At 71.6% G+C, this 21,474-nt stretch carries 18 protein-coding genes; 6 read left to right on the top strand and 12 right to left on the bottom strand.

Annotated elements, in window-relative coordinates:
• Positions 1-33 precede the first annotated feature (33 nt).
• The 3 genes from J7F03_RS35135 (at position 34) to pth (ending at position 2,469) form a co-directional block, all read left to right on the top strand.
• Positions 34-1,011 carry a ribose-phosphate diphosphokinase gene (locus J7F03_RS35135; protein ID WP_112451977.1) on the top strand — a complete coding sequence of 326 codons (978 nt, stop codon included), beginning with the start codon at positions 34-36 and terminating at the stop codon, positions 1,009-1,011.
• A gap of 194 nt (positions 1,012-1,205) precedes the next feature.
• Positions 1,206-1,787 (top strand): 50S ribosomal protein L25/general stress protein Ctc, encoded by a 582-nt coding sequence (locus J7F03_RS35130; RefSeq protein ID WP_214956758.1) that lies wholly within the window; start codon positions 1,206-1,208, stop codon positions 1,785-1,787.
• Between the two features lie 91 nt (positions 1,788-1,878).
• Positions 1,879-2,469: an aminoacyl-tRNA hydrolase gene (pth, locus tag J7F03_RS35125; RefSeq protein ID WP_214956757.1), complete on the top strand. Its 591-nt coding sequence runs from the start codon at positions 1,879-1,881 to the stop codon at positions 2,467-2,469.
• A gap of 92 nt (positions 2,470-2,561) precedes the next feature.
• Here pth and ppc read toward each other — a convergent pair whose 3' ends face one another.
• Positions 2,562-5,330 carry a phosphoenolpyruvate carboxylase gene (gene ppc, locus J7F03_RS35120; protein ID WP_374104436.1) on the bottom strand — a complete coding sequence of 923 codons (2,769 nt, stop codon included), beginning with the start codon at positions 5,328-5,330 and terminating at the stop codon, positions 2,562-2,564.
• Positions 5,331-5,736: 406 nt separating this feature from the next.
• On the opposite strand from ppc, the gene J7F03_RS35115 reads away from it, so the two are divergent.
• Together J7F03_RS35115 and J7F03_RS35110 are read left to right on the top strand one after the other, a co-directional pair.
• Positions 5,737-6,717 (top strand): acyl-CoA desaturase, encoded by a 981-nt coding sequence (locus tag J7F03_RS35115; protein WP_214956756.1) that lies wholly within the window; start codon positions 5,737-5,739, stop codon positions 6,715-6,717.
• Positions 6,714-7,388, top strand: a complete 675-nt coding sequence (locus J7F03_RS35110) for a TetR family transcriptional regulator (protein WP_374104435.1) — start codon at positions 6,714-6,716, stop codon at positions 7,386-7,388. The genes J7F03_RS35115 and J7F03_RS35110 overlap by 4 nt, the downstream gene beginning before the upstream one ends.
• 96 nt (positions 7,389-7,484) lie before the next feature.
• Here J7F03_RS35110 and J7F03_RS35105 read toward each other — a convergent pair whose 3' ends face one another.
• Entirely contained in the window at positions 7,485-7,877 is a 393-nt protein-coding gene (locus J7F03_RS35105; RefSeq protein WP_214956754.1) for a VOC family protein, read from the bottom strand.
• Positions 7,878-7,879: 2 nt separating this feature from the next.
• The gene (locus tag J7F03_RS35100; RefSeq protein ID WP_214956752.1) at positions 7,880-8,758 is read right to left on the bottom strand and encodes a trans-aconitate 2-methyltransferase; all 879 of its coding nucleotides are present in this window, start codon (positions 8,756-8,758) and stop codon (positions 7,880-7,882) included.
• 161 nt (positions 8,759-8,919) lie between these two features.
• Here J7F03_RS35100 and J7F03_RS42165 point away from each other — a divergent pair, with 161 nt between their 5' ends.
• Positions 8,920-9,417: a MarR family winged helix-turn-helix transcriptional regulator gene (locus J7F03_RS42165; protein WP_214956750.1), complete on the top strand. Its 498-nt coding sequence runs from the start codon at positions 8,920-8,922 to the stop codon at positions 9,415-9,417.
• Here the strand turns inward: J7F03_RS42165 and J7F03_RS35090 are convergent.
• From J7F03_RS35090 to rsmA, 9 genes are all read right to left on the bottom strand, one after another.
• Positions 9,376-10,164: a response regulator transcription factor gene (locus J7F03_RS35090; RefSeq protein WP_214956749.1), complete on the bottom strand. Its 789-nt coding sequence runs from the start codon at positions 10,162-10,164 to the stop codon at positions 9,376-9,378. The genes J7F03_RS42165 and J7F03_RS35090 overlap by 42 nt on opposite strands.
• A 521-nt stretch (positions 10,165-10,685) precedes the next feature.
• The gene (gene galE, locus J7F03_RS35085) at positions 10,686-11,669 is read right to left on the bottom strand and encodes a UDP-glucose 4-epimerase GalE (RefSeq protein WP_214956748.1); all 984 of its coding nucleotides are present in this window, start codon (positions 11,667-11,669) and stop codon (positions 10,686-10,688) included.
• Positions 11,670-11,769: 100 nt separating this feature from the next.
• Positions 11,770-12,459, bottom strand: a complete 690-nt coding sequence (locus J7F03_RS35080) for a LuxR C-terminal-related transcriptional regulator (RefSeq protein WP_214956747.1) — start codon at positions 12,457-12,459, stop codon at positions 11,770-11,772.
• 137 nt (positions 12,460-12,596) lie between these two features.
• On the bottom strand, positions 12,597-14,381 hold the full coding sequence (locus tag J7F03_RS35075; RefSeq protein ID WP_214956746.1) for a PQQ-binding-like beta-propeller repeat protein: 1,785 nt from the start codon (positions 14,379-14,381) through the stop codon (positions 12,597-12,599).
• A 43-nt stretch (positions 14,382-14,424) separates the two neighbouring features.
• Positions 14,425-16,155: a PQQ-binding-like beta-propeller repeat protein gene (locus J7F03_RS35070; protein ID WP_214956745.1), complete on the bottom strand. Its 1,731-nt coding sequence runs from the start codon at positions 16,153-16,155 to the stop codon at positions 14,425-14,427.
• A 153-nt stretch (positions 16,156-16,308) separates the two neighbouring features.
• Complete coding sequence (locus J7F03_RS35065) at positions 16,309-18,108, bottom strand: ABC-F family ATP-binding cassette domain-containing protein (RefSeq protein ID WP_214956744.1); 1,800 nt, start codon at positions 18,106-18,108, stop codon at positions 16,309-16,311.
• A gap of 28 nt (positions 18,109-18,136) precedes the next feature.
• Positions 18,137-19,483, bottom strand: a complete 1,347-nt coding sequence (locus J7F03_RS35060; protein ID WP_214956742.1) for an acyltransferase — start codon at positions 19,481-19,483, stop codon at positions 18,137-18,139.
• A 209-nt stretch (positions 19,484-19,692) separates the two neighbouring features.
• The gene (locus J7F03_RS35055; RefSeq protein ID WP_214956740.1) at positions 19,693-20,583 is read right to left on the bottom strand and encodes a 4-(cytidine 5'-diphospho)-2-C-methyl-D-erythritol kinase; all 891 of its coding nucleotides are present in this window, start codon (positions 20,581-20,583) and stop codon (positions 19,693-19,695) included.
• Positions 20,580-21,419 (bottom strand): 16S rRNA (adenine(1518)-N(6)/adenine(1519)-N(6))-dimethyltransferase RsmA, encoded by an 840-nt coding sequence (rsmA, locus tag J7F03_RS35050; protein WP_214956783.1) that lies wholly within the window; start codon positions 21,417-21,419, stop codon positions 20,580-20,582. The genes J7F03_RS35055 and rsmA overlap by 4 nt, the downstream gene beginning before the upstream one ends.
• Positions 21,420-21,474 lie beyond the last annotated feature (55 nt).

Here is a 21,474-nt window from a genome sequence, read left to right as displayed (position 1 = left end):
GAGCAGCTTTCCCACGTCTGAGGAGACAGTGCTGTGACCGGGATCAAGACGACCGGCGAGAAGAAGCTGATGCTCTTCTCCGGCCGCGCCCACCCCGAGCTGGCCGAGGAGGTCGCGCACCAGCTCGGTGTCGGCCTCGTGCCGACCAAGGCTTTCGACTTCGCGAACGGCGAGATCTACGTCCGCTTCCAGGAGTCTGCTCGTGGCGCGGACTGCTTCCTGATCCAGAGCCACACGGCTCCGATCAACAAGTGGATCATGGAGCAGCTGATCATGATCGACGCGCTCAAGCGCGCGTCGGCACGCTCCATCACCGTGATCGTCCCGTCCTACGGGTACGCCCGCCAGGACAAGAAGCACAAGGGTCGCGAGCCGATCTCGGCCCGTCTGGTCGCGGACCTGCTGAAGACCGCCGGTGCGGACCGCATCCTGACGGTCGATCTGCACACGGACCAGATCCAGGGCTTCTTCGACGGCCCGGTCGACCACCTTTCGGCCCTGTCGGTCCTCGCGGACTACGTCGGCGCCAAGGTCGACCGCTCGAAGCTGACGATCGTCTCCCCGGACGCCGGCCGCGTGCGCGTGGCCGACCGCTGGTGCGACCGCCTGGACGCGCCGCTGGCCATCGTGCACAAGCGCCGTGACAAGGACGTCGCCAACCAGGTGACCGTCCACGAGGTCGTCGGTGAGGTCAAGGGCCGCGTCTGCGTCCTGGTCGACGACATGATCGACACAGGTGGCACCATCTGCGCCGCCGCCGACGCGCTCTTCGCGCACGGCGCGGAGGACGTCATCGTGACGGCCACGCACGGCATCCTGTCGGGCCCTGCGGCCGACCGCCTGAAGAACTCCAAGGTCAGCGAGTTCGTGTTCACGAACACCCTGCCGGACCCGTCCGACCTGGAGCTCGACAAGATCACGGTGCTCTCGATCGCCCCGATGATCGCCCGCGCGGTGCGCGAGGTCTTCGAGGACGGCTCGGTCACCAGCCTCTTCGAAGAGCAGCAGTAGCAGACGCGGTAGCGCGCTAGATCCTTTTTGGGTACGGCCTCCCCGCCGGGTACACTCCATGAGTTGCTCGGCGAGGGAGGCCGTACCCGTTTTCACGGGTGTGGATGCTCCGTTATCGACGCGCTCTTCGTAGCAGGCCGTGTTCCGGCCGGGTGACTGTCGTCCATTTTTCCGTCACCCCACGAGGAGTGAGCATGTCCGAGATCAAGCTTGCCGCGCAGGTCCGCGAAAACTTCGGCAAGGGCTCCGCCCGCCAGGCGCGTCGTGACGCCCTGACCCCCGCGGTCATCTACGGCCACGGCACCGCCCCGAAGCACGTCAACGTCGACGCCCACGCCCTGCAGCTGGCGCTTCGCACCCCGAACGTCCTGCTCTCCCTGGACATCGCGGGCGGCGGCACCGAGCTGGTCATCCCGAAGGCCGTGCAGAAGCACCCCCTGAAGCGCTCGATCTCCCACGTCGACTTCCTGATCGTCAAGAAGGGCGAGAAGGTCACCGTCGACGTCGCGATCGTCACCGAGGGCGAGCTGGCCGCGGGCGGCAACATGCTGGAGACCCTCCAGAACACCATCTCCGTCGAGGCCGAGGCCACCCACATCCCGACCGAGGTCACCGTCTCGATCGCGGGCCTCGAGGCCGGTACCACCATCCACGCCAAGGACCTGGTCCTCCCGGCGGGCACCACCCTGGCCGTCGACGGCGACATCGCCGTCCTGCAGGTCATCGGTGCGCAGGCGGAGGAGCCGGCCGCCGACGCTGCGGGCACCGAGGCCTGAGCCTCACCTCTCCCCCTCAGCACTTGCTGAACGACCGCCGTCCGGCTCCACTGGAGCGGGACGGCGGTCGTCTTCGTATAAGGAGCTTTTGATGTCGGACGACGCGGCGCCCTGGCTGATCGTGGGCCTCGGGAATCCGGGGGCGGAGTACGCGGGCAACCGCCACAACATCGGTTTCATGGTGGCCGACCTGCTGGCGGAGCGGATGCGCGGCAAGTTCAAGGCGCACAAGGCCCGCGCGCAGGTGGTCGAGGGCCGCATGGGTCCGCCGGGGCCGGCGAACCGGCGGGTGGTGCTGGCCAAGCCCATGTCCTTCATGAACCTGTCCGGCGGTCCGGTGACGGCGCTCAGGGACTTCTACAAGGTGCCGCTGGAGCGGATCGTGGCGGTCCACGACGAGCTGGACATCGACTATCCGACGCTGCGCCTGAAGCTGGGCGGCGGGGACAACGGCCACAACGGTCTGAAGTCGATGACGAAGGCCATGGGCCCGGACTACCACCGGGTCCGCTGCGGCATCGGGCGCCCGCCCGGCCGGATGCAGGTCGCGGACTTCGTGCTGAAGGACTTCTCCTCTACGGAGCGCAAGGAGCTGGACTGGTTCGTGGACCGGTCGGCGGACGCCGTGGAGTGCCTGATCCAGGAAGGTCTGGAGCGCGCGCAGTCCACGTACAACAGCTGACGCGGCCAACAGCCGACGCGGCCAACAGCCGACGAGAGAGGGGCCCGCGCACCGTCCGGTGCGCGGGCCCCTCTCTCGTGTGGCGCGGGGACTCAGCCGGTGTTGCGCAGGCCGGCGGCGACGCCGTTGACGGTGAGGAGGAGGGCCCGGGACAGGATCGGGTCGGCTTCCTCGCCGCGGTCGGCGGCGGCGCGCTGGCGGGCCAGCAGGGACACCTGGAGGTAGGAGATCGGGTCCAGGTAGGCGTCGCGGACCGAGAAGGTCTGCTGGAGGACCGGGTTGGAGTCGAGGAGCTTCTCGCCGCCGGTGATGCGCAGGACTTCGCGGACGGTGAGCTCGTGCTCGGCTTCGATGCGGGTGAAGACGTGCTTGAGCTCGTCGGGCACGAGGGTGTCGACGTAGTGGCGGGCGATCCGCAGGTCGGTCTTGGCCAGCGTCATCTCGACGTTGGACAGGAAGTTGCGGAAGAAGTGCCAGCGCTCGCCCATCTCGGCGAGGGCGCCGCCCTGGCCGGCCTCGCGCAGGGCCTTGAGGCCGGAGCCGACGCCGTACCAGCCGGGGACGATCTGGCGGGACTGGGTCCAGCCGAAGACCCACGGGATGGCGCGCAGGCCGTCGAGGCCGGCGCCCGAGTCGGGGCGGCGCGAGGGGCGCGAGCCCAGGTGCAGGTCGGCGAGCTGGTCGACGGGGGTGGCGGCGAAGAAGTACGCGGGCAGGTCGGGGTCTTCGACGAGCTCGCGGTACGCGGCGTGCGCGGCGTCGGAGACGGTGTCCATGGCCGCGTCCCAGCGGGCGAGGTCCTCGTCGGACTGGCGCGGTGCCGTGTGGAGCGCGGAGGCCTGGAGGGTGGCCGCGACGGTCAGTTCCAGGTTCTCGCGGGCCAGGGAGGGGACGAGGTACTTGTCGGAGATGACCTCGCCCTGCTCGGTGACCTTGATCTCGCCTTCGAGGGTGCCCCAGGGCTGCGCGAGGATCGCGTCGTGGGAGGGGCCGCCGCCTCGGCCCACGGTGCCGCCGCGGCCGTGGAAGAGGCGCAGGCGGACGCCGTAGCGGTGGGCCACGTCGCGGAGCCGGCGCTGGGCGCGGTGGATCTCCCACTGGCTGGTGGTGATGCCGCCGAACTTGGAGGAGTCGGAGTAGCCGAGCATGACCTCCTGGACGTCGCCGCGCAGGGAGACCAGGCGCCGGTACGAGGGGTCGGCGAGCATCTCGTCGAGGATGACGTCGGCGGCCTTGAGCTCGTCGGTGGTCTCCAGGAGCGGGACGATGCCGATCTTGGCCCAGCCGCCGTGGAGGTCGATGAGTCCGGCCTCGCGGGCGAGGACGGCCGCGGCGAAGACGTCGTCGGCGCCCTGGCACATCGAGATGATGTAGGACTCGATGACCTCGGGGCCGAACTTCTCGAAGGCGTCCTTGATGGCGCCGAAGACGCCGAGGGTCTTCTGTCCGGCGGCGTCGAGGGGGGCCGGGGTGGGCGCCAGCGGGCGGCGGGAGCGGAGCTCCTTGGCGAGCAGCTTGCCGCGGTAGTCGCGGGGCATGTCGGCGTAGCGCCAGGATTCCTCGCCGAGCCGGTCGAAGAGCTGCCCGAGTGCGTGGTGGTGGGCGTCCGCGTGCTCGCGTACGTCCATGGTGGCGAGCTGGAGGCCGAAGGCGGCCAGGGTGCGGATGGTGCGGTCCATGCGGCCGTCGGCGAAGAGGGCGCCGCGGTGTTCGCGCAGGGAGGTCTGGATGAGGGTGAGGTCGGTGAGCAGCTCGGCGGTGCCGAGGTAGTCGCGGCCTTCCTCGTGGGGGGTGCCCTTGGCGAGGCGTTCGCGGGTGTTGACGAGCTTCTGGCGGACGCAGGTGGCCTTGAGGCGGTAGGGCTCTTCGGCGTTGAGCCGCTTGTAGCGGGGGCTGATCTCGGGGAGGCGCTCCAGGTCGGCCTGGAGGGAGGCGAGGAGCTCCTCGGTGACGCCGGTGTAGCGGATGGAGTTCGACAGCAGGCCGCGCAGGAAGTCGATGAGTTCGAGGGCGTCGCTGATGCCGTGCTCGTGCTGGAGGATCAGCACGTCCCGGGTGACGTCGGGGGTGACGTTGGGGTTGCCGTCGCGGTCGCCGCCGATCCAGGTGCCGAAGGTGAGGGGGCGGGTGCCGGCGGGGATCTCGATGCCTACGCGCTGGAGCTCGGCGGCGAGGTCTTCGAGGACGTCGCCGACGGCGCCGGCGTGCAGCTCGTCGAGGTAGTAGATGGCGTTGCGGGCCTCGTCGGCGGGCTCGGGGCGGACCACGCGCAGCTCGTCGGTCTGCCAGACGAGGTCGATGTTCTCGGCGAGCCGCAGGTCGTGGCGGCGGCGTTCGCCGGCGCCCGCGACGGGCTCTTCGAGGAGTGCGGCGATGCGGCGGAGCTTGTTGAGGACGCTGCGGCGGGCCGCTTCGGTGGGGTGCGCGGTGAAGACGGGGCGGACGTTGAGGTTCTTGACCGTCTGGCGCAGGTGCTCGGGGTCGGCGTCCTTGAGCATGTCGGCCGTGCGGGCCAGCAGGCCGCCTTCGGCGGCGCGGTGGGCGCGCAGCTCCTTGCCTCGGTGCACCTGCTCGGTGACGTTGGCGAGGTGGAAGTAGGTGGAGAAGGCGCGCACGAGCTTGGCCGCGGTCTCCAGGTCGGTGTCGCCGAGCAGCGCGGCGGCGGCGATGCCGTCGGTGCGGGTGAGGGCTCGGACGCGTTCGACCAGGTCGAGGAGATCCTGGCCCTCCTGGCGTACGAGCGTCTCGCCGAGGAGGTCGCCGAGGCGGCGGATGTCCGCGCGCAGCTCGGCGTTGGCGGCGGCGCCGGCGGCGGTCGCGGCGTCGGCGGTGGTCGAGTGGGCCTGGTCGGCACTGCTCACAGGTGCGGCTCCTTGCAGTGTTTCGAGCGCTACTGGGAGGTGGGCTCCGGTTTGCGCGCGGAATGAGGCCCCTCCGGCTCTCCTCGCCGGCTACGGCTGGGAGGTGGCCGGGGAGGGATTCCCGCTGGTGCGCAGCTCGGGCTGCCCGTGCGGACCGCGCTGTCCGACGAGACCAGGATAGGTGGCCCGTCCTCGTGCCCCGGCCGGTGTGTCACCTGGCGGGACGGCCCGTGCCGGCGGTCGGGCCGGCGGACCCGTGCGCGCGGGGCGCGGGACACGGTGGCGGGCGCGCTCCTCTTGCCGCGTGCGGGACCTTTGCCATACTTACGTTGCCGTAGGTTACGCGTCCGTAGGGAGCGTGGCCGGACGGCGCGCCTGCCGACACCCTCACCCTCAGGGGACACCCATGACCATCAGTCCCGACGTGATCGAGGACGCCTCGGCGTCTTCCGACGCGTCCGTTCCGTCTGCGACCCTGGGCGGTGAGAGCAAGCGGTCCGTCGAGCAGATCGCGCTGCTGCTGTTCATCACCGTCCCCTTCCTCGCGCTGCTGGCCGCGATTCCGCTGGCCTGGGGCTGGGGGGTGAGCTGGTTGGACGTGGGCCTGATGGTGTTCATGTACTTCCTGGCCTGCCACGGCATCACGATCGGCTTCCACCGGTACTTCACGCACGGTTCCTTCAAGGCGAAGCGGCCGCTGCGGATCGCGCTGGCGATCATGGGGTCGATGGCGGTGGAGGGTCCGCTGGTGCGCTGGGTGGCCGATCACCGCAAGCACCACAAGTACTCCGACCACGAGGGCGACCCGCATTCGCCGTGGCGGTTCGGCGAGACGCTCCCGGCGCTGATGAAGGGCTTGTGGTGGGCGCACATCGGCTGGCTCTTCGACGAGGAGCAGACCGATCAGGCGAAGTACGCCCCGGACCTGATCAAGGATCCGGCGATCCGGCGGATCTCGCGCGACTTCATCTTCTGGACGATGTTCTCGCTGGCACTCCCGCCGCTGGTGGGCGGTCTGGTGACGATGTCCTGGTGGGGGGCGTTCACGGCCTTCTTCTGGGGCTCGCTGGTCCGGGTCGCGCTGCTGCACCACGTGACGTGGTCGATCAACTCGATCTGCCACGCGGTGGGCAAGCGCCCCTTCAAGTCGCGTGACCGTTCGGGCAACGTGTGGTGGCTGGCGGTGCTGTCGTGCGGCGAGTCCTGGCACAACCTGCACCACGCCGACCCGACCTCGGCCCGGCACGGCGTGCTGCGCGGCCAGGTCGACTCCAGCGCCCGGCTGATCCGCTGGTTCGAACAGCTGGGATGGGCGTCTGACGTGCGCTGGCCGTCCGAGGCCCGCATCGACGCCCGACGCAAGGAAGAAGCGTCGAACGCGGCATGATGGGGGGCGTGGCGATCGACGGCAGCAGTTCCAGCAGCGACAAGCCCCGGCGTGGCCGCCGGGTCCGGATGACGGGCGCCGAGCGGCGCCAGCAACTGCTGGACATCGGCCGCATCCTGTTCGCCGAGAAGGGCTTCGAAGGCACGTCGGTGGAGGAGATCGCGGCGAAGGCCGGGGTCTCCAAGCCGGTGGTGTACGAGCACTTCGGCGGCAAGGAGGGCCTGTACGCGGTCGTCGTCGACCGGGAGATGCGCCAGCTGCTGGACGGGGTGACGGGCGCGCTGACGGCCGGTCATCCGCGGGAGCTGCTGGAGCAGGCGGCGTTCGCGCTGCTGGACTACATCGAGAACTACACGGACGGTTTCCGGATCCTGGTGCGGGATTCCCCGGTGGCCCAGTCGACGGGCACGTTCGCCTCGCTGATCAGTGACATCGCCACGCAGGTCGAGGACATCCTCGGCCTGGAGTTCAAGGCCCGCGGCTTCGACCCGAAACTGGCCCCGCTGTACGCGCAGGCGCTGGTGGGCATGGTGGCGCTGACCGGGCAGTGGTGGCTGGAGACGCGCCGCCCGAAGAAGGCGGAGGTGGCGGCGCATCTGGTGAATCTGGCCTGGCACGGGCTGGAGAACCTGGAGGCGAAGCCGCGGCTGGTGGGCCACCGCAAGAGCTGAGCCCGCGCGTACGGGAGTCCCGTACGGGCCGGAGGTGCGACGGCGCCCCGTCACCGGAGATCCGGTGGCGGGGCGCCGTCGCGTGTACGCCGCCGGTCAGCCCACGGGCTCCGGGCCGTGCCGCTCCGAGCCGTACCGCTCCAAGAATTCGATCCTGTTGCCGACGGGGTCCTCGGAGTAGAAGCGGCGGTGCCCCGGCAGGTTGTCGTCCCAGACGACCTCGGCGCCCCGCTCCTCCAGTCTTTTCGCGTAGGCCTCGATGGCGGTGACCCTGAGACCCGGGTGTGCCTTGCGGGCGGGGCGGAAGTCCTCCTCCACGCCGAGGTGGAGCTGTACGGGTCCGGCGGCGAACCAGCAGCCGCCGCGCGCCGCGAGCACCGGCGGCTTGGGGATCTCGGTCATGCCGAGGACGCCGGTGTAGTAGGCGCGGAGCCGGTCCTCCGAGCCGGGCGGCGCGGCGAGCTGGACGTGGTCGACCGCTGCGAGCACGGTCAGGCCTCCTTGCGTGCGACGGCGAAGATGCGGCGGAAGGGGAAGGCGGTGCCGCGCGGCCCAGGCGGGTAGACCTCGCGCAGCAGGGTGCGGTATTCGGTGATGAAGGCGGACTCGGCTTCGTGGTCGTCGCCGAGCGCGGTGAGGACGGGCCGCAGCGCGGTGCCCTTGACCCAGTCCAGGACCGGGTCGGGGCCTTCGAGCAGCTGGTGGTAGGTGGTCTCCCAGACGTCGGCGGCGCAGCCGAGCTCGGTGAACCGCTCGAGGTAGCCGTCGGGTTCGAGGATGTGGATGTAGCGCGCCCCGTGTCCGGCGAGCCTGCCCCGCCAGCGCGGGCTGTCGCACAGGTCGGCGAGGATCCGGTGGCTGGGTGCGCCGAAGTTCCCGGGGATCTGGAAGGCGAAGGTGCCGCCGGGGCGCAGTCCGTTGATCCAGGCGGCGAAGGAGCCCGCATGGCCGGGGACCCACTGGAAGGCGGCGTTGGAGACGATCAGGTCGTAGGGCTCCTCGGGGAGCCAGTCGGCGAGGTCGGCACGGTGGAAGTCGAGGAAGCCGCCGCCCGGGGTGGGGCCGGCGTGCTCGGTGCTCGCGCGGTGGAGCATCTCCGGGGAAAGGTCGTATCCGGTGATGCGGGCTTCGGGCCAGCGCTCGGTGAGGAGGGCGGTGACGTTGCCGGGGCCGCAGCCGAGGTCGGCGATGCGGGCGGGACTGGTGGGGAGTTCGGCTATGCGGCCGAGGAGGTCGAGGAAGGGCCGGGCTCGGTGGCCGGCGTGCCGGAGGTACTGCTGCGGGTCCCATGTGGGGGCGGTGGGCGCGGTGGGGGTGGCGCCTGCCGTCGTCGACGCCGGGGTCCTCGCCGACGCGGTATCGGAATGCATGTTCGAGCCTCCTTGCGGGCGGTGCGATCAGAAGCGGAAGCTGCTCCGGCCCCCTCCATGCCCCATCGTCGACCAAAATATATCTCGATGTCAAGATACATGATGTCGAGATACTCGATTTGAAGAGACTTCACGTCGACAGACCCTTTACACTGATCCGCATGGAGGACGAGGTCGACCGACTGGTTGCGGCATGGCGGCGGGAACGCCCTGACCTCGACGTGGAACCACTCGAGGTGCTCAGCCGCGTCAGCAGGCTCGCGCGCCACCTCGACCGTGCCCGCAGGCTGGCCTTCTCCGAGCACGGCCTGGAGCCGTGGGAGTTCGACGTCCTGACCTCCCTCCGGCGTGCCGGCGCGCCCTACCAGCTCTCCCCCGGACAGTTGCTGACGCAGACTCTGGTCACCTCCGGGACCATGACCAACCGCATCGACCGGCTCGCCAAGAAGGGCCTCGTCGAGCGGCTGCCGGACCCCAACGACCGGCGCGGGGTCCTGGTCCGCCTGACTCCCGAGGGCCGCGACCGGGCCGACCAGGCGCTCGCCGGGCTGCTGGCCCAGGAACGGGCGATCCTGGCCCAGCTCTCGCGTACCCAGCGCGGTGATCTCGCGGGGCTGCTACGCCAGTTGACCGCTCCGTTCGACAACCTCCCCGGCTAGTCCCGGCCCTGGCAGTCCGGGCAGGTCCGCGGGGCGCACCCCGGCCCGCCGGGCCAGGGCTACCGCCGCGAGCGTGGAGTGCACCCCGAGCTTGCCCAGCACGTTCTGCATGTGGGTGCGGACGGTGTGCGGGGAGAGGAACAGCCGCGCGGCCACGTCCTTGCGGCCCAGCCCCGCCACCATGCAGCGCAGCACCTCGTGCTCGCGGGGCGTGAGGGACTCCACGAGCCTTTCGCTGTCCGTACGGTGCTTGCGCGCGGCGGTCAGTTCACGGAGCACTCCGGTGAGCAGCGCCGGCGGAAGGTGGGTCTCCTCGCGCAGGACTCCGCGCACGACGGCCAGCAGCCGCGAGAGGGAGCAGTCCTTCGCCACCCACCCGGAGGCCCCCGCCTGGAGCGCGAGGGCTGCCCGGCGCGGATCGTCGCGCTCGGCGAGGACGACCGTACGGACCCCGGGGTGGGACACCCGTACGCCCGCCACCAGTGCGATCCCGTCAGTGCCCGGTGGCGGCCCGGACCCGGGCTCCCGCTGGGCGGGGACGGCTCCGGCGACGGCGGCGAGGTCGGCGTCGACCAACAGCACGTCGAAGCGGCGGCCCTCGGCCGCCGCGCGTTCGAGGCAGCGCAGCGCGGCCGGGCCGCTGCCGGCCGCGGACACGTCCACGTCCGGTTCGGCCGCGAGCGCGGCGGCGAGAGATTCGGCGAAGATGCGGTGATCGTCGACCACGAGTACCCGGATACGGACCACAAAACCCCCAAGGGTCGGGGAACGGACGACGGCGGGTACGGCGCCCGGACCGGGTGATCCGCAGGCACCCCGGCCGCCGCCGTGACATCTCTGCACTACCCCGGACCGGACGTCGTATCCGACTTGTCTCGACCCCTGAATCAACACCGGCCCCCACCGGTGTCACGCATCAGCGTAGGCCCGGGGGCGGCTCGCGGTTGGCCGAATAGCAGAAGTTTTCCGAGCGATTTTCCGGCGAGGCGCTCGTGTGCGGCTTCTTCTGTGGCTTGAAATCACCCCCACCGCAAGCCCTGAGGACATATTCCGGACCCGCGTGTGCCGCGGGCAGTTGCACGAGGTGTATTTCACTCGGCGTGTGCACGCCGGGTGCCCGCGCACAGCGCCCGGCCACGGCGCACCCCGAACGCGTGCGCGCCCCCGCTCCGTTGGGGGCGGGGGCGCACGCGGCTCCGTACGGGTCCGGCGGATCGTCCGGGACGACCGCTCCAGCCGGTCAAGCCGCTTCAGCTGATCCGGATGCTTCAGATGGTCCCGGCGCGGAGGGCGCGGGTGAAGTTCCAGGCGTCCTGCACGATCCCCGTGAGGTCGGAGCGCAGCGGGGTCCAGCCGAGGCGCTCGTGGGCCGTGCGGGCGGAGGCGACGAGCACCGCCGGGTCGCCGGCCCGGCGCGGGGCGACGACCTCGGGGATCTCCTCCCCGGTGACCTTGCGGACGGTCTCGATGACCTCGCGGACCGAGAAGCCGTTGCCGTTGCCGAGGTTGCACACCAGGTGCTCCCCCTCGGCCGCGGCCTCCAGCGCGGCCAGGTGGGCCCGCGCCAGGTCGGCGACGTGGATGTAGTCCCGCACGCAGGTGCCGTCCGCGGTCGGATAGTCCTCTCCGAAGACGGAGATCGACTCCCGCTCGCCGAGCGCCACTTGCAGCACCAGCGGGATCAGGTGCGTCTCGGGGTCGTGCCGCTCGCCGAACTCCCCGTAGGCGCCCGCCACGTTGAAGTAGCGCAGCGAGACCGCCGCGAGGCCGTGCGCCGCGCACTCCCCCGCGATCATGTGGTCTACGGCCAGCTTCGTGGCCCCGTACGGGTTGGTCGGCGCGGTGACCGAGGTCTCGGTCAGCGGCCCGCCGGCCGGCTCCCCGTAGGTGGCGGCGGTGGAGGAGAACACCAGCCTGCGCACGCCCGCCCCGCGCATCGCGGCCAGCAGGGCCATGGTGCCGCCGACGTTGTTCTCCCAGTACTTGCCGGGGTTCGCGACCGACTCGCCGACCTGCGAGGAGGCCGCGAAGTGCAAGACCCCGTCGTAGGAGGGGTCCAGGTGCTCGGCGGCGTCCTGGATGCGGCCTTCGATGAACGCGGCGCCGGACGGCACCCCGGAGCGGAAGCCGGTGGAGAGGTCGTCGAGGACCACCACCTCGTGGCCCGCTTCCAGGAGATGGGCCGCGACCACGCTGCCCACGTATCCGGCGCCGCCGGTGACCAGATATTTGGAAGATGCCGTCTTGCTCACGGGCCTACTGCCTCTCGCGCGAGAACGCACGCGCGATGCGTCGCGTGCTGGTGACCGGCTTACCGGATCGGGCTTCTCCGGGGAAATCCGGGGCCGCGGATCAGGACGAAGCGGCCCCGGACGGCGGCAGACCGGCCCGCTCCAGCAGCCCGGTACGGGCCGCCAGCGCGGCCGCCTCCAGCCGCGAGCCCACGCCGAGCTTCATCAACACCCGCTGTACGTGCGTGCGCGCGGTGCTCGGCGCGATGGCCATGCCCGCGGCGATGAGCCGGGTGTCCTCGCCCTCGGCGACGCGGACCAGCACCTCCACCTCGCGCGGGGTGAGCAGCCGCAGCAGCCGGCTGCCCTCGTCGTCGGGCTGGGCCGCGGGGTTGAGCAGTTCCGCGAAGGCGCTCTGCAACAGCTGTGGGGCGATGGCGACTTCCCCGGCGCGGGCCTTGGACAGCGCCCGCTCCACGCCCTCGATGCGCTCGTCGTGGCGTACGTAGCCCGAGGCTCCGGCGGCGAAGGCGGCCGCGATGCCGCGCGGGCTCGGCACCGGTCCCAGGACGACCACGGCTATCTGCGGGCGCTCGCGCTTGATCCGGACGACCGGCTCGAAGACCCCCGGTTCGGCGGGCGTGGCGGTGCCCAGCAGGCAGACCTCGGGGGCGCGGCTGATGACCAGCTCGGCGGCGCCCGCGGCCGGGGCGGCGGCCGCCAGGACCCGGTGACCGCGCAGCTTCAGGGCCGAGGCGAGCGCCTCGGCAAGCAGCCGGTGCTCGTCGACCACCACGACCCGTACGCCCATCGCAACCCACCCCCCATCCTTCTGCCCCGGCAAGCTACACGCTTGTTCGACGGTGCGGTGCGGATACCGCGCAGAAGCCCCCGGAAGGACGGACCTTGCGGGGGCTTCGGGGGCTTCTGGGCGGTTGCGTCGCCGGGTCAGCCCGTCGTGAAGGAGACGAAGGAGTAGTCCGGGTCGGTGGCGACGGAGGACTTGCTGCTCACGGACGTGCGGGCGATGAAGAGCTTCCCGTTGCCGTAGCGGTACTCGGCGGAGTCCGGCACGTACTGGGTCTCGGCGCGCTGCGATTCCTTGGTCGCCGGGTTCTGCATGAGCACTGTTTCCTTCATCGTCTTGCCGTCGATGGAGACGACCTGGCCACCGCCGTCGTGGGGCGGAACCTTGTAGGCGATGAGGTTCGACCCGTCCATGCGCATCGGGTAGATCTTGAAGCGCTCGCCGGCGTCGGCGCGGTCGGCGGTCAGCTTTCCGGTCTCCAGGTCGAAGGAGAGGAGCTCGTTGGTGCGCCCGACTTCGGCCGTGCCCTGGTGCTCCTCGGTCGGCAGGTAGAGCTTGCCGTTGCCGACGACCATGTGGGTGCAGTCCTCGACCTCGGTGGCCCCGCACTCGGGATCGTAGTTGCCCGAGGTGAGCCCGATGCGGGACTTGAGCTGGCCCGCGTCGTCGAGGACGAAGAGGTCGCTGACGCCCGTGGCGTTCTTGGCGGTGCGGTTGACGTTCGCCGCGACGATCAGCGGCTTGGTGGAGACGATCTGCGCGAATTCGAGACCCGGGGAGAGCTTGTACGAGGACTTCTGCGCGCCCGTGACCGGGTCGAGGGCCTGGGCGTACAGGGTGTAGCCCGAGCTCTGGCCACACCGGCGGATCACGGCGAGGGCCGGGCCGCCGGCGTAGCCGAGGTCCTCGCAGTTCTCCGCGTCGGTCTTGGGCGCCCACAGGGGCTTGCCGTCGGTGAGGTTCCAGGCGGCGCCGCCGCCCGTGCCGCCAGCGGCTACGGTCTGGCCGCTGACGGTGACCTCGCCGAAAGTGACGGGCTTGTCGCCGCCGGTCTGGGACTTGGCGGTGGCGGACCACAGGAGCTTGCCGGAGATCAGGTCGATGACGCCGACCTGGTTGCACGGCTGGTACTTCTTCTCGGCCGTCGGCAGGGCCGCGTCGAAGAGGATCGCGGTCTTGTTGTCGGAGGCGTGGCGGCTGGCGGCGCAGACGTTCGCGTTGAGCGGGGTCTCCCACTTCTTGGCGCCGTCGGTCAGGCTGTAGCCGACGACCTTGCCCATGTCCGACTTCACGTACGTGGTGTCGGTGAGCCAGGACCCGTGGATGTCGACGATCTCGTCCGAGACCGGCATCGGGACGTTGACGAGCGTCTTCGCCTTGGTCTTGGCGGGCACCTTCTCGGAGCCGCCGCCGCCGGGCTGGCCCTTGTCGCCGCCGCCCGGGCTCGCGCTGCCGTCGGCGACGGGCTGCTGGTCGCCGCCCTCCTCGTCGCCGGAGACGTACCAGAAGCCTCCGCCGACGATGAGGACGATGGCCAGGAGGGCCGCGCCGACGATCATCAGCTGGGTGCGCACGTCATTGCCGCCGGAACCGGTACCGGTGCCGGCCGGCGTCTGGCCCTGGGCCGCGTACATGGGCGTGGTGACGGGCTGCTGCTGCGGGTAGCCGTAGGCCTCCTGCGGATACCCGTACGCGGGCTGCCCGGCAGGGGCGGTCGGCTGCCCGGCGGGGGCGGCGGCCGGCGCGGCGGGGGCCGTCGGCGGCTGGGCCGGCGGCTGCGGGGGCTTCGACGGCATCGCGGGCGGCGCGGGCGGCGCGGGCGGCGCGGGCGGCATCGGCGGGGGTCCGCCGAACCCGCCCGACGGCGGGTCCTGCGGCGCGCCGAAACCGCCGGACGGCGGCTGGCTGGGGGGCGGGGTACTCATCTGGATCTCCTTGCGTGGGAAACGCGGCCTTCAGGGGGAGCGCTCACTTGCCGAAGACCATCAGAAACTTCTCGTTCTTGTTCTGCGCGAGCAGGTGGGACGCCGAGACGAAGAGCCGGCCGTCCGCGTAGTCGACGATCGGGGAGAAGAAGGCGCTCTCCACCTCGGACGCGGGGCCGGAGGGGTTGCGCAGGACCGCGGTGGGCGTGCCGCCGGCGGCCGGGATCGTGAGGACCTCGCCGCCCTTGCCGGACTCCGCCTCGCGGTAGACGACCACCTGGCCGCCCGCCGCCTTGAGCGGGGTGAGGGTGCGGCCCTCGCCGGCCGGGGTGCGCCACTTCTCCTTGCCGGTGCCCAGGTCGAAGGCGACGATCTCGTTGGCCTTGCCCGACTCGGGCCTGGTGGGCAGGTAGAGGGTGTTGGCGTCGACCCGCGAGGAGCCGCAGCCCTGCAAGGACCGGTCGAAGGAGCCGCCGCACCCGACGGGGAAGCTGCCCTCGCCGGCGATGGTGGCGCGCTGCTTGCCGTCGGGTCCCAGGACCACGATGGCGCGCTCCTTCTTCTCGGTGTTGCCGAGGTCGAGGACGATCGGGTCCAGCGAGTAGACGTTCTTGACCTGGAAGCCCTTGGGGAGCTTGTAGATCCAGGTGTTCTTGCCGGTGGCCGGGTCGGCGTCCATGACCTGGACGGTGCGGTCCGCGTCCTGGCAGGCCCCGATGGAGATCATCTTGCCGTTGAGGGCGACGAAGTCACCGGGCTGGCAGCCCTCGCTGCGCTTGTTGTCGAAGAGCTTGTCCCCGGTGCTGACCTTGAAGGCGCTGCTCGTGCCCAACCGGTTGACGACGACGGCGTCCCCGGTGATCGCGAGCTCCGGGGAGGTGAAGATGTCGAAGAGGCCCTCCTTCGGGACCTCGTGCGACCACCCCTCCTTGCCGGCCTTGAGGTCGATCATCCGCATCTGGTTGCAGTTGGCGCTGTCGGACTCGCCGTCCTTGTACATGACGACGGTCTTGCCGTCCGTGCTCTGGTGGGTGAGCCCGCAGATGACGGTGGGGAGGGTAAGCGTCCACTTCTCCTTGCCGTCCGCGATCCCGTAGCCGGTGACGGTCTTCCAGAGGGTCTTGACGACGGTGTCGCCGACGATCCACTGGCCCTTGGTGTCGACACCGCCGCCGGGGCCGTCGATCTTGCTGGTCTTGAACCAGAGGACCTTGTCCTCGCCCTGCTTGCGGCCGGCGTTGAGGTCTTCCTGGTCGCCGCCGCCATTGCCGCTGCCGTCGCCCTTGTCCACGGAGGCGGAGGGCGAGGCCTTGTCGTCGGCGGGCGGCGTGGAGTCCTGCGCGACGGGCTGGTCGGTGCCCTTGCCCTCGTCCTTGACGAAGGCGAAGTAGCCGCCGGTGCCCAGGAGGAGCACGCCGGCGACGGCGGCCGCGATGAGCACGGCCGGCTTCCGGTTCGGCCGGGAGGGCGGTACCGGCGGCATGCCGGGGGCGCCGGGCGGCATGTTCGGGGGCGGCGGGAAGCCGTAGCCACCGGGCGGCTGCCGGCCGTACGGCCCCTGCCCCAGCGGCTGCTGCGCGTGGGGCGGCTGCGGCTGCGGCTGCGGCTGCTGCGGCTGGGGCGCGTGGGGCTGCTGCGGCTGCTGCGGCTGCTGGGCGTACGGGTTCTCGCCTTGCGGCGGGTAGCCGTAGCCGGGCGGCTGCGGCGGCCCGGGCAGGTGCCCGTAACCGGAAGGTGTCGGCGGCTGGTTCGGCGGCTGGGGCGGCTCGGTCATCAGCGCATACCTTCGGCGTCGGGTGGTCGGAGGATGCCCTTTCTATCACTGACGGGACGCCGCGCGCCGGGCCGGTCCGCCCCCTGTTCCCAAGGGAGGACCGGCCCGTGATACCGCCGTTATCCGGCCAGTTGGCGCGAGCACCCGCGGAACTTACGCCTCCTCGGCGAGCTCCAGCCAGCGCATCTCCAACTCGTCCCGGTCCGAGATGAGTTCCCGCAGCTCGGCGTCGAGCTTGGCGACCTTGTCGAAGTCGGTGGAGTTCTCGGCGACCTGGGCGTGCAGATTGCTCTCGCGGTCCGACATCTTGTTGAGCTGCCGCTCGATCTTCTGCAGCTCCTTCTTGGCGGCGCGCGCGTCCCCGGAGGCCGAGGACTTGCCGGCGGCGGCCACGGCCGGCGCCGGGGAGGCCGCCTCGATCATCCTCTGGCGGCGCTCCAGGTACTCGTCCAGGCCGCGCGGCAGCATCCGCAGGCTCGCGTCGCCGAGCAGCGCCATCACCGTGTCGGTGGTGCGCTCGATGAAGAACCGGTCGTGCGAGATCACGATCATCGAGCCGGGCCAGCCGTCGAGGAGGTCCTCCAGCTGGGTCAGGGTCTCGATGTCGAGGTCGTTGGTGGGCTCGTCGAGGAAGAGGACGTTGGGCTCGTCCATCAGCAGGCGCAGGATCTGCAGCCGGCGCCGCTCACCACCGGAGAGGTCGCCGACGGGCGTCCACTGCTTCTCCTTGGTGAAGCCGAACTGCTCGCAGAGCTGGCCCGCCGTCATCTCGCGGCCCTTGCCGAGGTCCACGCGGTCGCGTACGCGCTGGACGGCCTCCAGGACCCGCAGGGACGGGTCGAGTTCGCCGACTTCCTGAGAGAGGTAGGCCAGCCGGACGGTCTTGCCCACGGTCACGGTGCCGGCGGCCGGCTGGACCTCGCCCTGGGTGCGGGCGGCCTCGCCGAGGGCGCGCAGCAGGGAGGTCTTGCCGGCGCCGTTGACGCCGACGAGACCGACGCGGTCGCCGGGGCCCAGGTGCCAGGTGAGGTGCTTGAGGAGGGTCTTGGGACCGGCCTGGACGGTGACGTCCTCCAGGTCGAACACGGTCTTGCCGAGGCGGGCGTTGGCGAACTTCATCAGCTCGGACTTGTCGCGCGGCGGCGGCACGTCGGCGATCAGCTCGTTGGCGGCCTCGATGCGGTAGCGCGGCTTGGAGGTCCGGGCCGGGGCGCCGCGGCGCAGCCAGGCGAGCTCCTTGCGCATCAGGTTCTGCCGCTTGGACTCCTCCGTCGCGGCGATGCGGTCGCGCTCGGCGCGGGAGAAGACGTAGTCGCTGTAGCCGCCCTCGTACTCGTGGACGTCACCGCGCTGGACGTCCCACATGCGGGTGCAGACCTGGTCGAGGAACCACCGGTCGTGCGTGACGCAGACGAGCGCGGAGCGGCGCTCCTGGAGGTGCTTGGCCAGCCAGGAGATGCCCTCGACGTCGAGGTGGTTGGTGGGCTCGTCGAGTACGAGGAGGTCCTGGTCCGCGATGAGCAGCTGGGCGAGCGCGATGCGCCGGCGCTCGCCGCCGGAGAGCGGGCCGATGACGGTGTCGAGGCCCTGGCCGAAGCCGGGCAGGTCGAGGCCGCCGAAGAGCCCGGTCAGGACGTCGCGGATCTTGGCGTTGCCGGCCCACTCGTGGTCGGCCATGTCCCCGATGATCTCGTGCCGGACGGTGGCCTCGGGGTCCAGGGAGTCGTGCTGGGTGAGCACGCCCATGCGCAGGCCGCTGTTCTGGGTGACCCGGCCGGTGTCGGGTTCCTCCAGTTTCGCGAGCATGCGGATGAGGGTGGTCTTGCCGTCGCCGTTGCGGCCGACGACACCGATCCGGTCCCCCTCGGATACGCCGAGGGAGATGCCGTCGAGCAGGGTACGGGTGCCGTACACCTTGCTGACTGCCTCGACATTGACCAGGTTGACGGCCATCAGGAGCGCTCCAGGGAAGGGGTGTGGATCAGCCCCTCAGCCTAACCCTCCGAGAAGTGCCGGACCGTTCCACCAGGAGCCACCCGCCGATCGCCATGGCGATCGCGGCGGGCGCGGTGACCGGCAGCGCGATCAGGGTGGCGCTGTGCCCGTCCAGGAGCCCGCCGAGGCCGGTGACGGACAGGCCGAGGACGCCGAACAGGCAGAGCGTGATGCCGGCGGCGGCGCGGGGGCCGGAGCCGCCTGCGGGGACGGGGACGGAGACCGGCCGCGGGGCGCCGGCCACGCCGGGTGCTTCGAAGCGCCGGAAGGCCCCGACGAGTACGCAGGTCAGCGCGGCGGCGGCGAGGAACCTGACGGGCGCCTGCGCCCACCAGGCCGCTGCGGCGGGCTCGGGCAGGGCGATGCCCAGGGCGAGCTGGGCGGCGTAGACGGCGAGCATGGCGGTGAGGTGCCACAGGAAGGCCGTCATGGCGACCCCGTTGGCGGCGACCACGCCGTGCCAGACGCGGGGCCGGGCCAGCAGGGCGGCGGCGGGGACCCTGAGCAGTTCGACGGCCCCCACGAGCCAGATCCCGTGCGCGAGCAGCGCGAGGGTGGGCGGGGCCATGTTGGAGACCTTCTCGCCGGGCATCCCGACCATGGAGAGGGGGTACGGCCCGTACGCGACCAGCGCGATCGCCCCGGCCAGCCCGGCGGCGGCCAGGGCGCCGGGGCGGCGGATCCGCCCGTCGGCGCGCAGGAAGCCGAGCTGGTGGACGGCGAGCCAGACGAAGGCGAAGTTCAGGAATTCCGCGTAGGGGACGCCGCCCGCGAAGCGCAGCAGGTCGACGGCGGCCGCGGCGCCGGCCAGCGCCCCGAAGGCGGCCCACCCGTACCTCTCGTGGAGCCTCAGCAGCGGCGGGGTGAAGGCGACCATCGCGAGGTAGATCCCGATGAACCACAGCGGCTGCGTCACCAGTCTGAACGCGGCCCCCGAGAGCCTGCCGCCGCCCGCACCGAGCAGCTGCGCGGCGAGCGCGCCGGCGGTCCAGACGGCGACGAAGACGAGGGTGGGCCGCAGCAGCCGCTGGAGCCGGGCCCGCAGGAAGACGGCGTAGACGGGGCCGTCGGTCTTGCGGGCGAGGGAACGGTAGGAGAGCGCGTGGGAGAACCCGCCGACGAAGAAGAACACCGGCATAACCTGCAGCGCCCAGGTGAGCACTTGGAGCGGCGGCACGATCGCGAGCAGATTGCCTATGCCGTCGCCGCTGACGGCGGCCATCAGCCAGTGCCCGGCGATGACGGTCCCGAGCGAGACGACCCTGAGCAGGTCGACGTAGCGGTCCCGCGCGGGTGGTGTGGCGGCGGCGATTTCGCTTGCGCTGGCTCCCATGCCCTTACGCTCCCGCGCGAGCCTTGGCCCGAACAGGGCGCGGCTACTCAGCCCCGCCTGAGTACCGCTGCGCGGGGCCTGCCCCTCCCCGCCCTTCCACCGCTCCCCGGCCGGCCCGGACCCTTGGGGCTCCGCCCCCCGACCCCACGCCTCGATCTCCCCCGGCTACCGCTGGGAGGTGCCCCTGGCGGGGCTGGGTTCGGGCCCGGTCAAAGACGGGTCGCGCCGGGGGCCGGGCTCGTCGCCGTGTGGGTGCTGCGGCAGGTGGACGAGGCTTCGAGGGCTGCCGCCACCTTCGCCGCCGACTCCGAGTCGCGGACCAGGAAGGCCGTCGTCGGGCCCGAGCCGGAGACCAGGGCGGCCAGGGCTCCGGCGTCCATGCCCGCGGCGAGGGTGTCGGCCAGCCGCGGGCGCAGCGACAGGGCGGCGGGCTGGAGGTCATTGGCCAGGGTGGCGGCCAGGGCGTCCGGGTCGCCCGAGGCCAGGGCCGCCAGCAGCGCCGGGGAGGCCTGCGGGGCGGGGACGTGCGTGTCCTCGGTGAGTCGGTCGAACTCGCGGAACACCGCCGGGGTGGAGAGCCCGCCGTCGGCGACCGCGAACACCCAGCGGAAGGAGCCGGCGGCCACCGGGGTCAGGATCTCCCCGCGGCCGGTGCCGAGCGCCGCCCCGCCGACCAGACTGAACGGCACGTCGCTGCCCAGCTCCGCGCAGATGGCGAGGAGGTCCTCCCGCGGGGTGTCCAGGCCCCACAGCGCGTCACAGGCGAGGAGGGCCGCCGCGCCGTCGGCGCTGCCGCCCGCCATGCCGCCCGCCACCGGGATGTTCTTCTCGATGTGCAGGTGCACGGAGGGGGTCAGGCCGTTGCGGGCGGCGAGGATCTCCGCGGCCCGGGCGGCGAGGTTGGTGCGGTCCAGGGGGACCTTGTCCGCGTCGGGGCCCGTGCAGGTGACCTTGAGCGAGTCGCAGGGCGTCGCCGTGACCTCGTCGTACAGCGACACGGCCAGGAAGACGTTCGCCAGGTCGTGGAAGCCGTCCGGCCGCGCCGCGCCTACCGCCAGCCGGACGTTGACCTTCGCGGGGACCCGTACCGTCACGCTCACAGCGCGGGCCTCTGCGCCGCCGGCTTGTGCTCGGCGATCGCCGCGAACTCCTCGACGGTGAGGGACTCGCCGCGGGCCTGCGGGGAGACCCCGGCCGCGACGAGCGCGGCCTCCGCGCCCGCCGCCGATCCGGCCCAGCCGGACAGCGCCGCGCGCAGCGTCTTGCGGCGCTGGGCGAAGGCGGCGTCGACGACGGCGAAGACCTCGGACTTGGACGCGGTGGTCTTGACCGGTTCCGCGCGGCGGACCAGCGAGACGAGTCCGGAGTCGACGTTCGGCGCGGGCCAGAAGACGTTGCGGCCGATGGAGCCGGCCCGCTTGACGTCCGCGTACCAGTTGGCCTTGACCGAGGGGACTCCGTACACCTTGTTGCCGGGCTTGGCGGCGAGCCGGTCGGCGACCTCCGCCTGCACCATGACGAGGGTCCGCTCGATGCTGGGGAAGCGGTCGAGCATGGTCAGCAGCACCGGCACGGCCACGTTGTACGGCAGGTTCGCGACGAGCGCGGTCGGCGGCGGGCCGGGCAGCTCCTTCACGAGCATGGCGTCGGAGTGGACCAGCGCGAAGCGGTGCTTGCGCTCGGGCATCCGCGCCTCGATGGTGGCGGGCAGCGCGGCGGCGAGGATGTCGTCGATCTCGACGGCGACGACCCGGTCGGCGGACTCCAGCAGCGCGAGCGTCAGCGAGCCCAGGCCGGGACCGACCTCGACGACCACGTCGTCCGGGCGGACCGCGGCGGTGCGCACGATGCGGCGCACCGTGTTGGCGTCGATGACGAAGTTCTGGCCCTTCTGCTTCGTCGGCCGTACGCCGAGTACGGCGGCCAGCTCCCGGATGTCGGCCGCGCCGAGGAGGGAAGAGGTTTCGGGCGCGGGAGTGACCTCGGGCGCG

Source organism: Streptomyces sp. ISL-43, assembly GCF_018614195.1.
Lineage (GTDB): Bacteria > Actinomycetota > Actinomycetes > Streptomycetales > Streptomycetaceae > Streptomyces.
The sequence above is the reverse complement of the archived record's forward strand: the minus strand, read 5'-3'. Positions and strand labels throughout refer to the sequence as shown.

Excerpts from the sequence above, each read along its gene's own strand:
- J7F03_RS35130 (WP_214956758.1), top strand. The coding sequence starts at position 1,206 with ATGTCCGAGATCAAGCTTGCCGCGCAGGTCCGCGAAAACTTCGGCAAG.
- pth (WP_214956757.1), top strand. The coding sequence starts at position 1,879 with ATGTCGGACGACGCGGCGCCCTGGCTGATCGTGGGCCTCGGGAATCCG.
- J7F03_RS35115 (WP_214956756.1), top strand. The coding sequence starts at position 5,737 with ATGACCATCAGTCCCGACGTGATCGAGGACGCCTCGGCGTCTTCCGAC.
- J7F03_RS35110 (WP_374104435.1), top strand. The coding sequence starts at position 6,714 with ATGATGGGGGGCGTGGCGATCGACGGCAGCAGTTCCAGCAGCGACAAG.
- J7F03_RS35100 (WP_214956752.1), bottom strand. The coding sequence starts at position 8,758 with ATGCATTCCGATACCGCGTCGGCGAGGACCCCGGCGTCGACGACGGCA.
- J7F03_RS42165 (WP_214956750.1), top strand. The coding sequence starts at position 8,920 with ATGGAGGACGAGGTCGACCGACTGGTTGCGGCATGGCGGCGGGAACGC.
- J7F03_RS35080 (WP_214956747.1), bottom strand. The coding sequence starts at position 12,459 with ATGGGCGTACGGGTCGTGGTGGTCGACGAGCACCGGCTGCTTGCCGAG.
- J7F03_RS35075 (WP_214956746.1), bottom strand. The coding sequence starts at position 14,381 with ATGAGTACCCCGCCCCCCAGCCAGCCGCCGTCCGGCGGTTTCGGCGCG.
- J7F03_RS35070 (WP_214956745.1), bottom strand. The coding sequence starts at position 16,155 with ATGACCGAGCCGCCCCAGCCGCCGAACCAGCCGCCGACACCTTCCGGT.
- J7F03_RS35065 (WP_214956744.1), bottom strand. The coding sequence starts at position 18,108 with ATGGCCGTCAACCTGGTCAATGTCGAGGCAGTCAGCAAGGTGTACGGC.
- J7F03_RS35060 (WP_214956742.1), bottom strand. The coding sequence starts at position 19,483 with ATGGGAGCCAGCGCAAGCGAAATCGCCGCCGCCACACCACCCGCGCGG.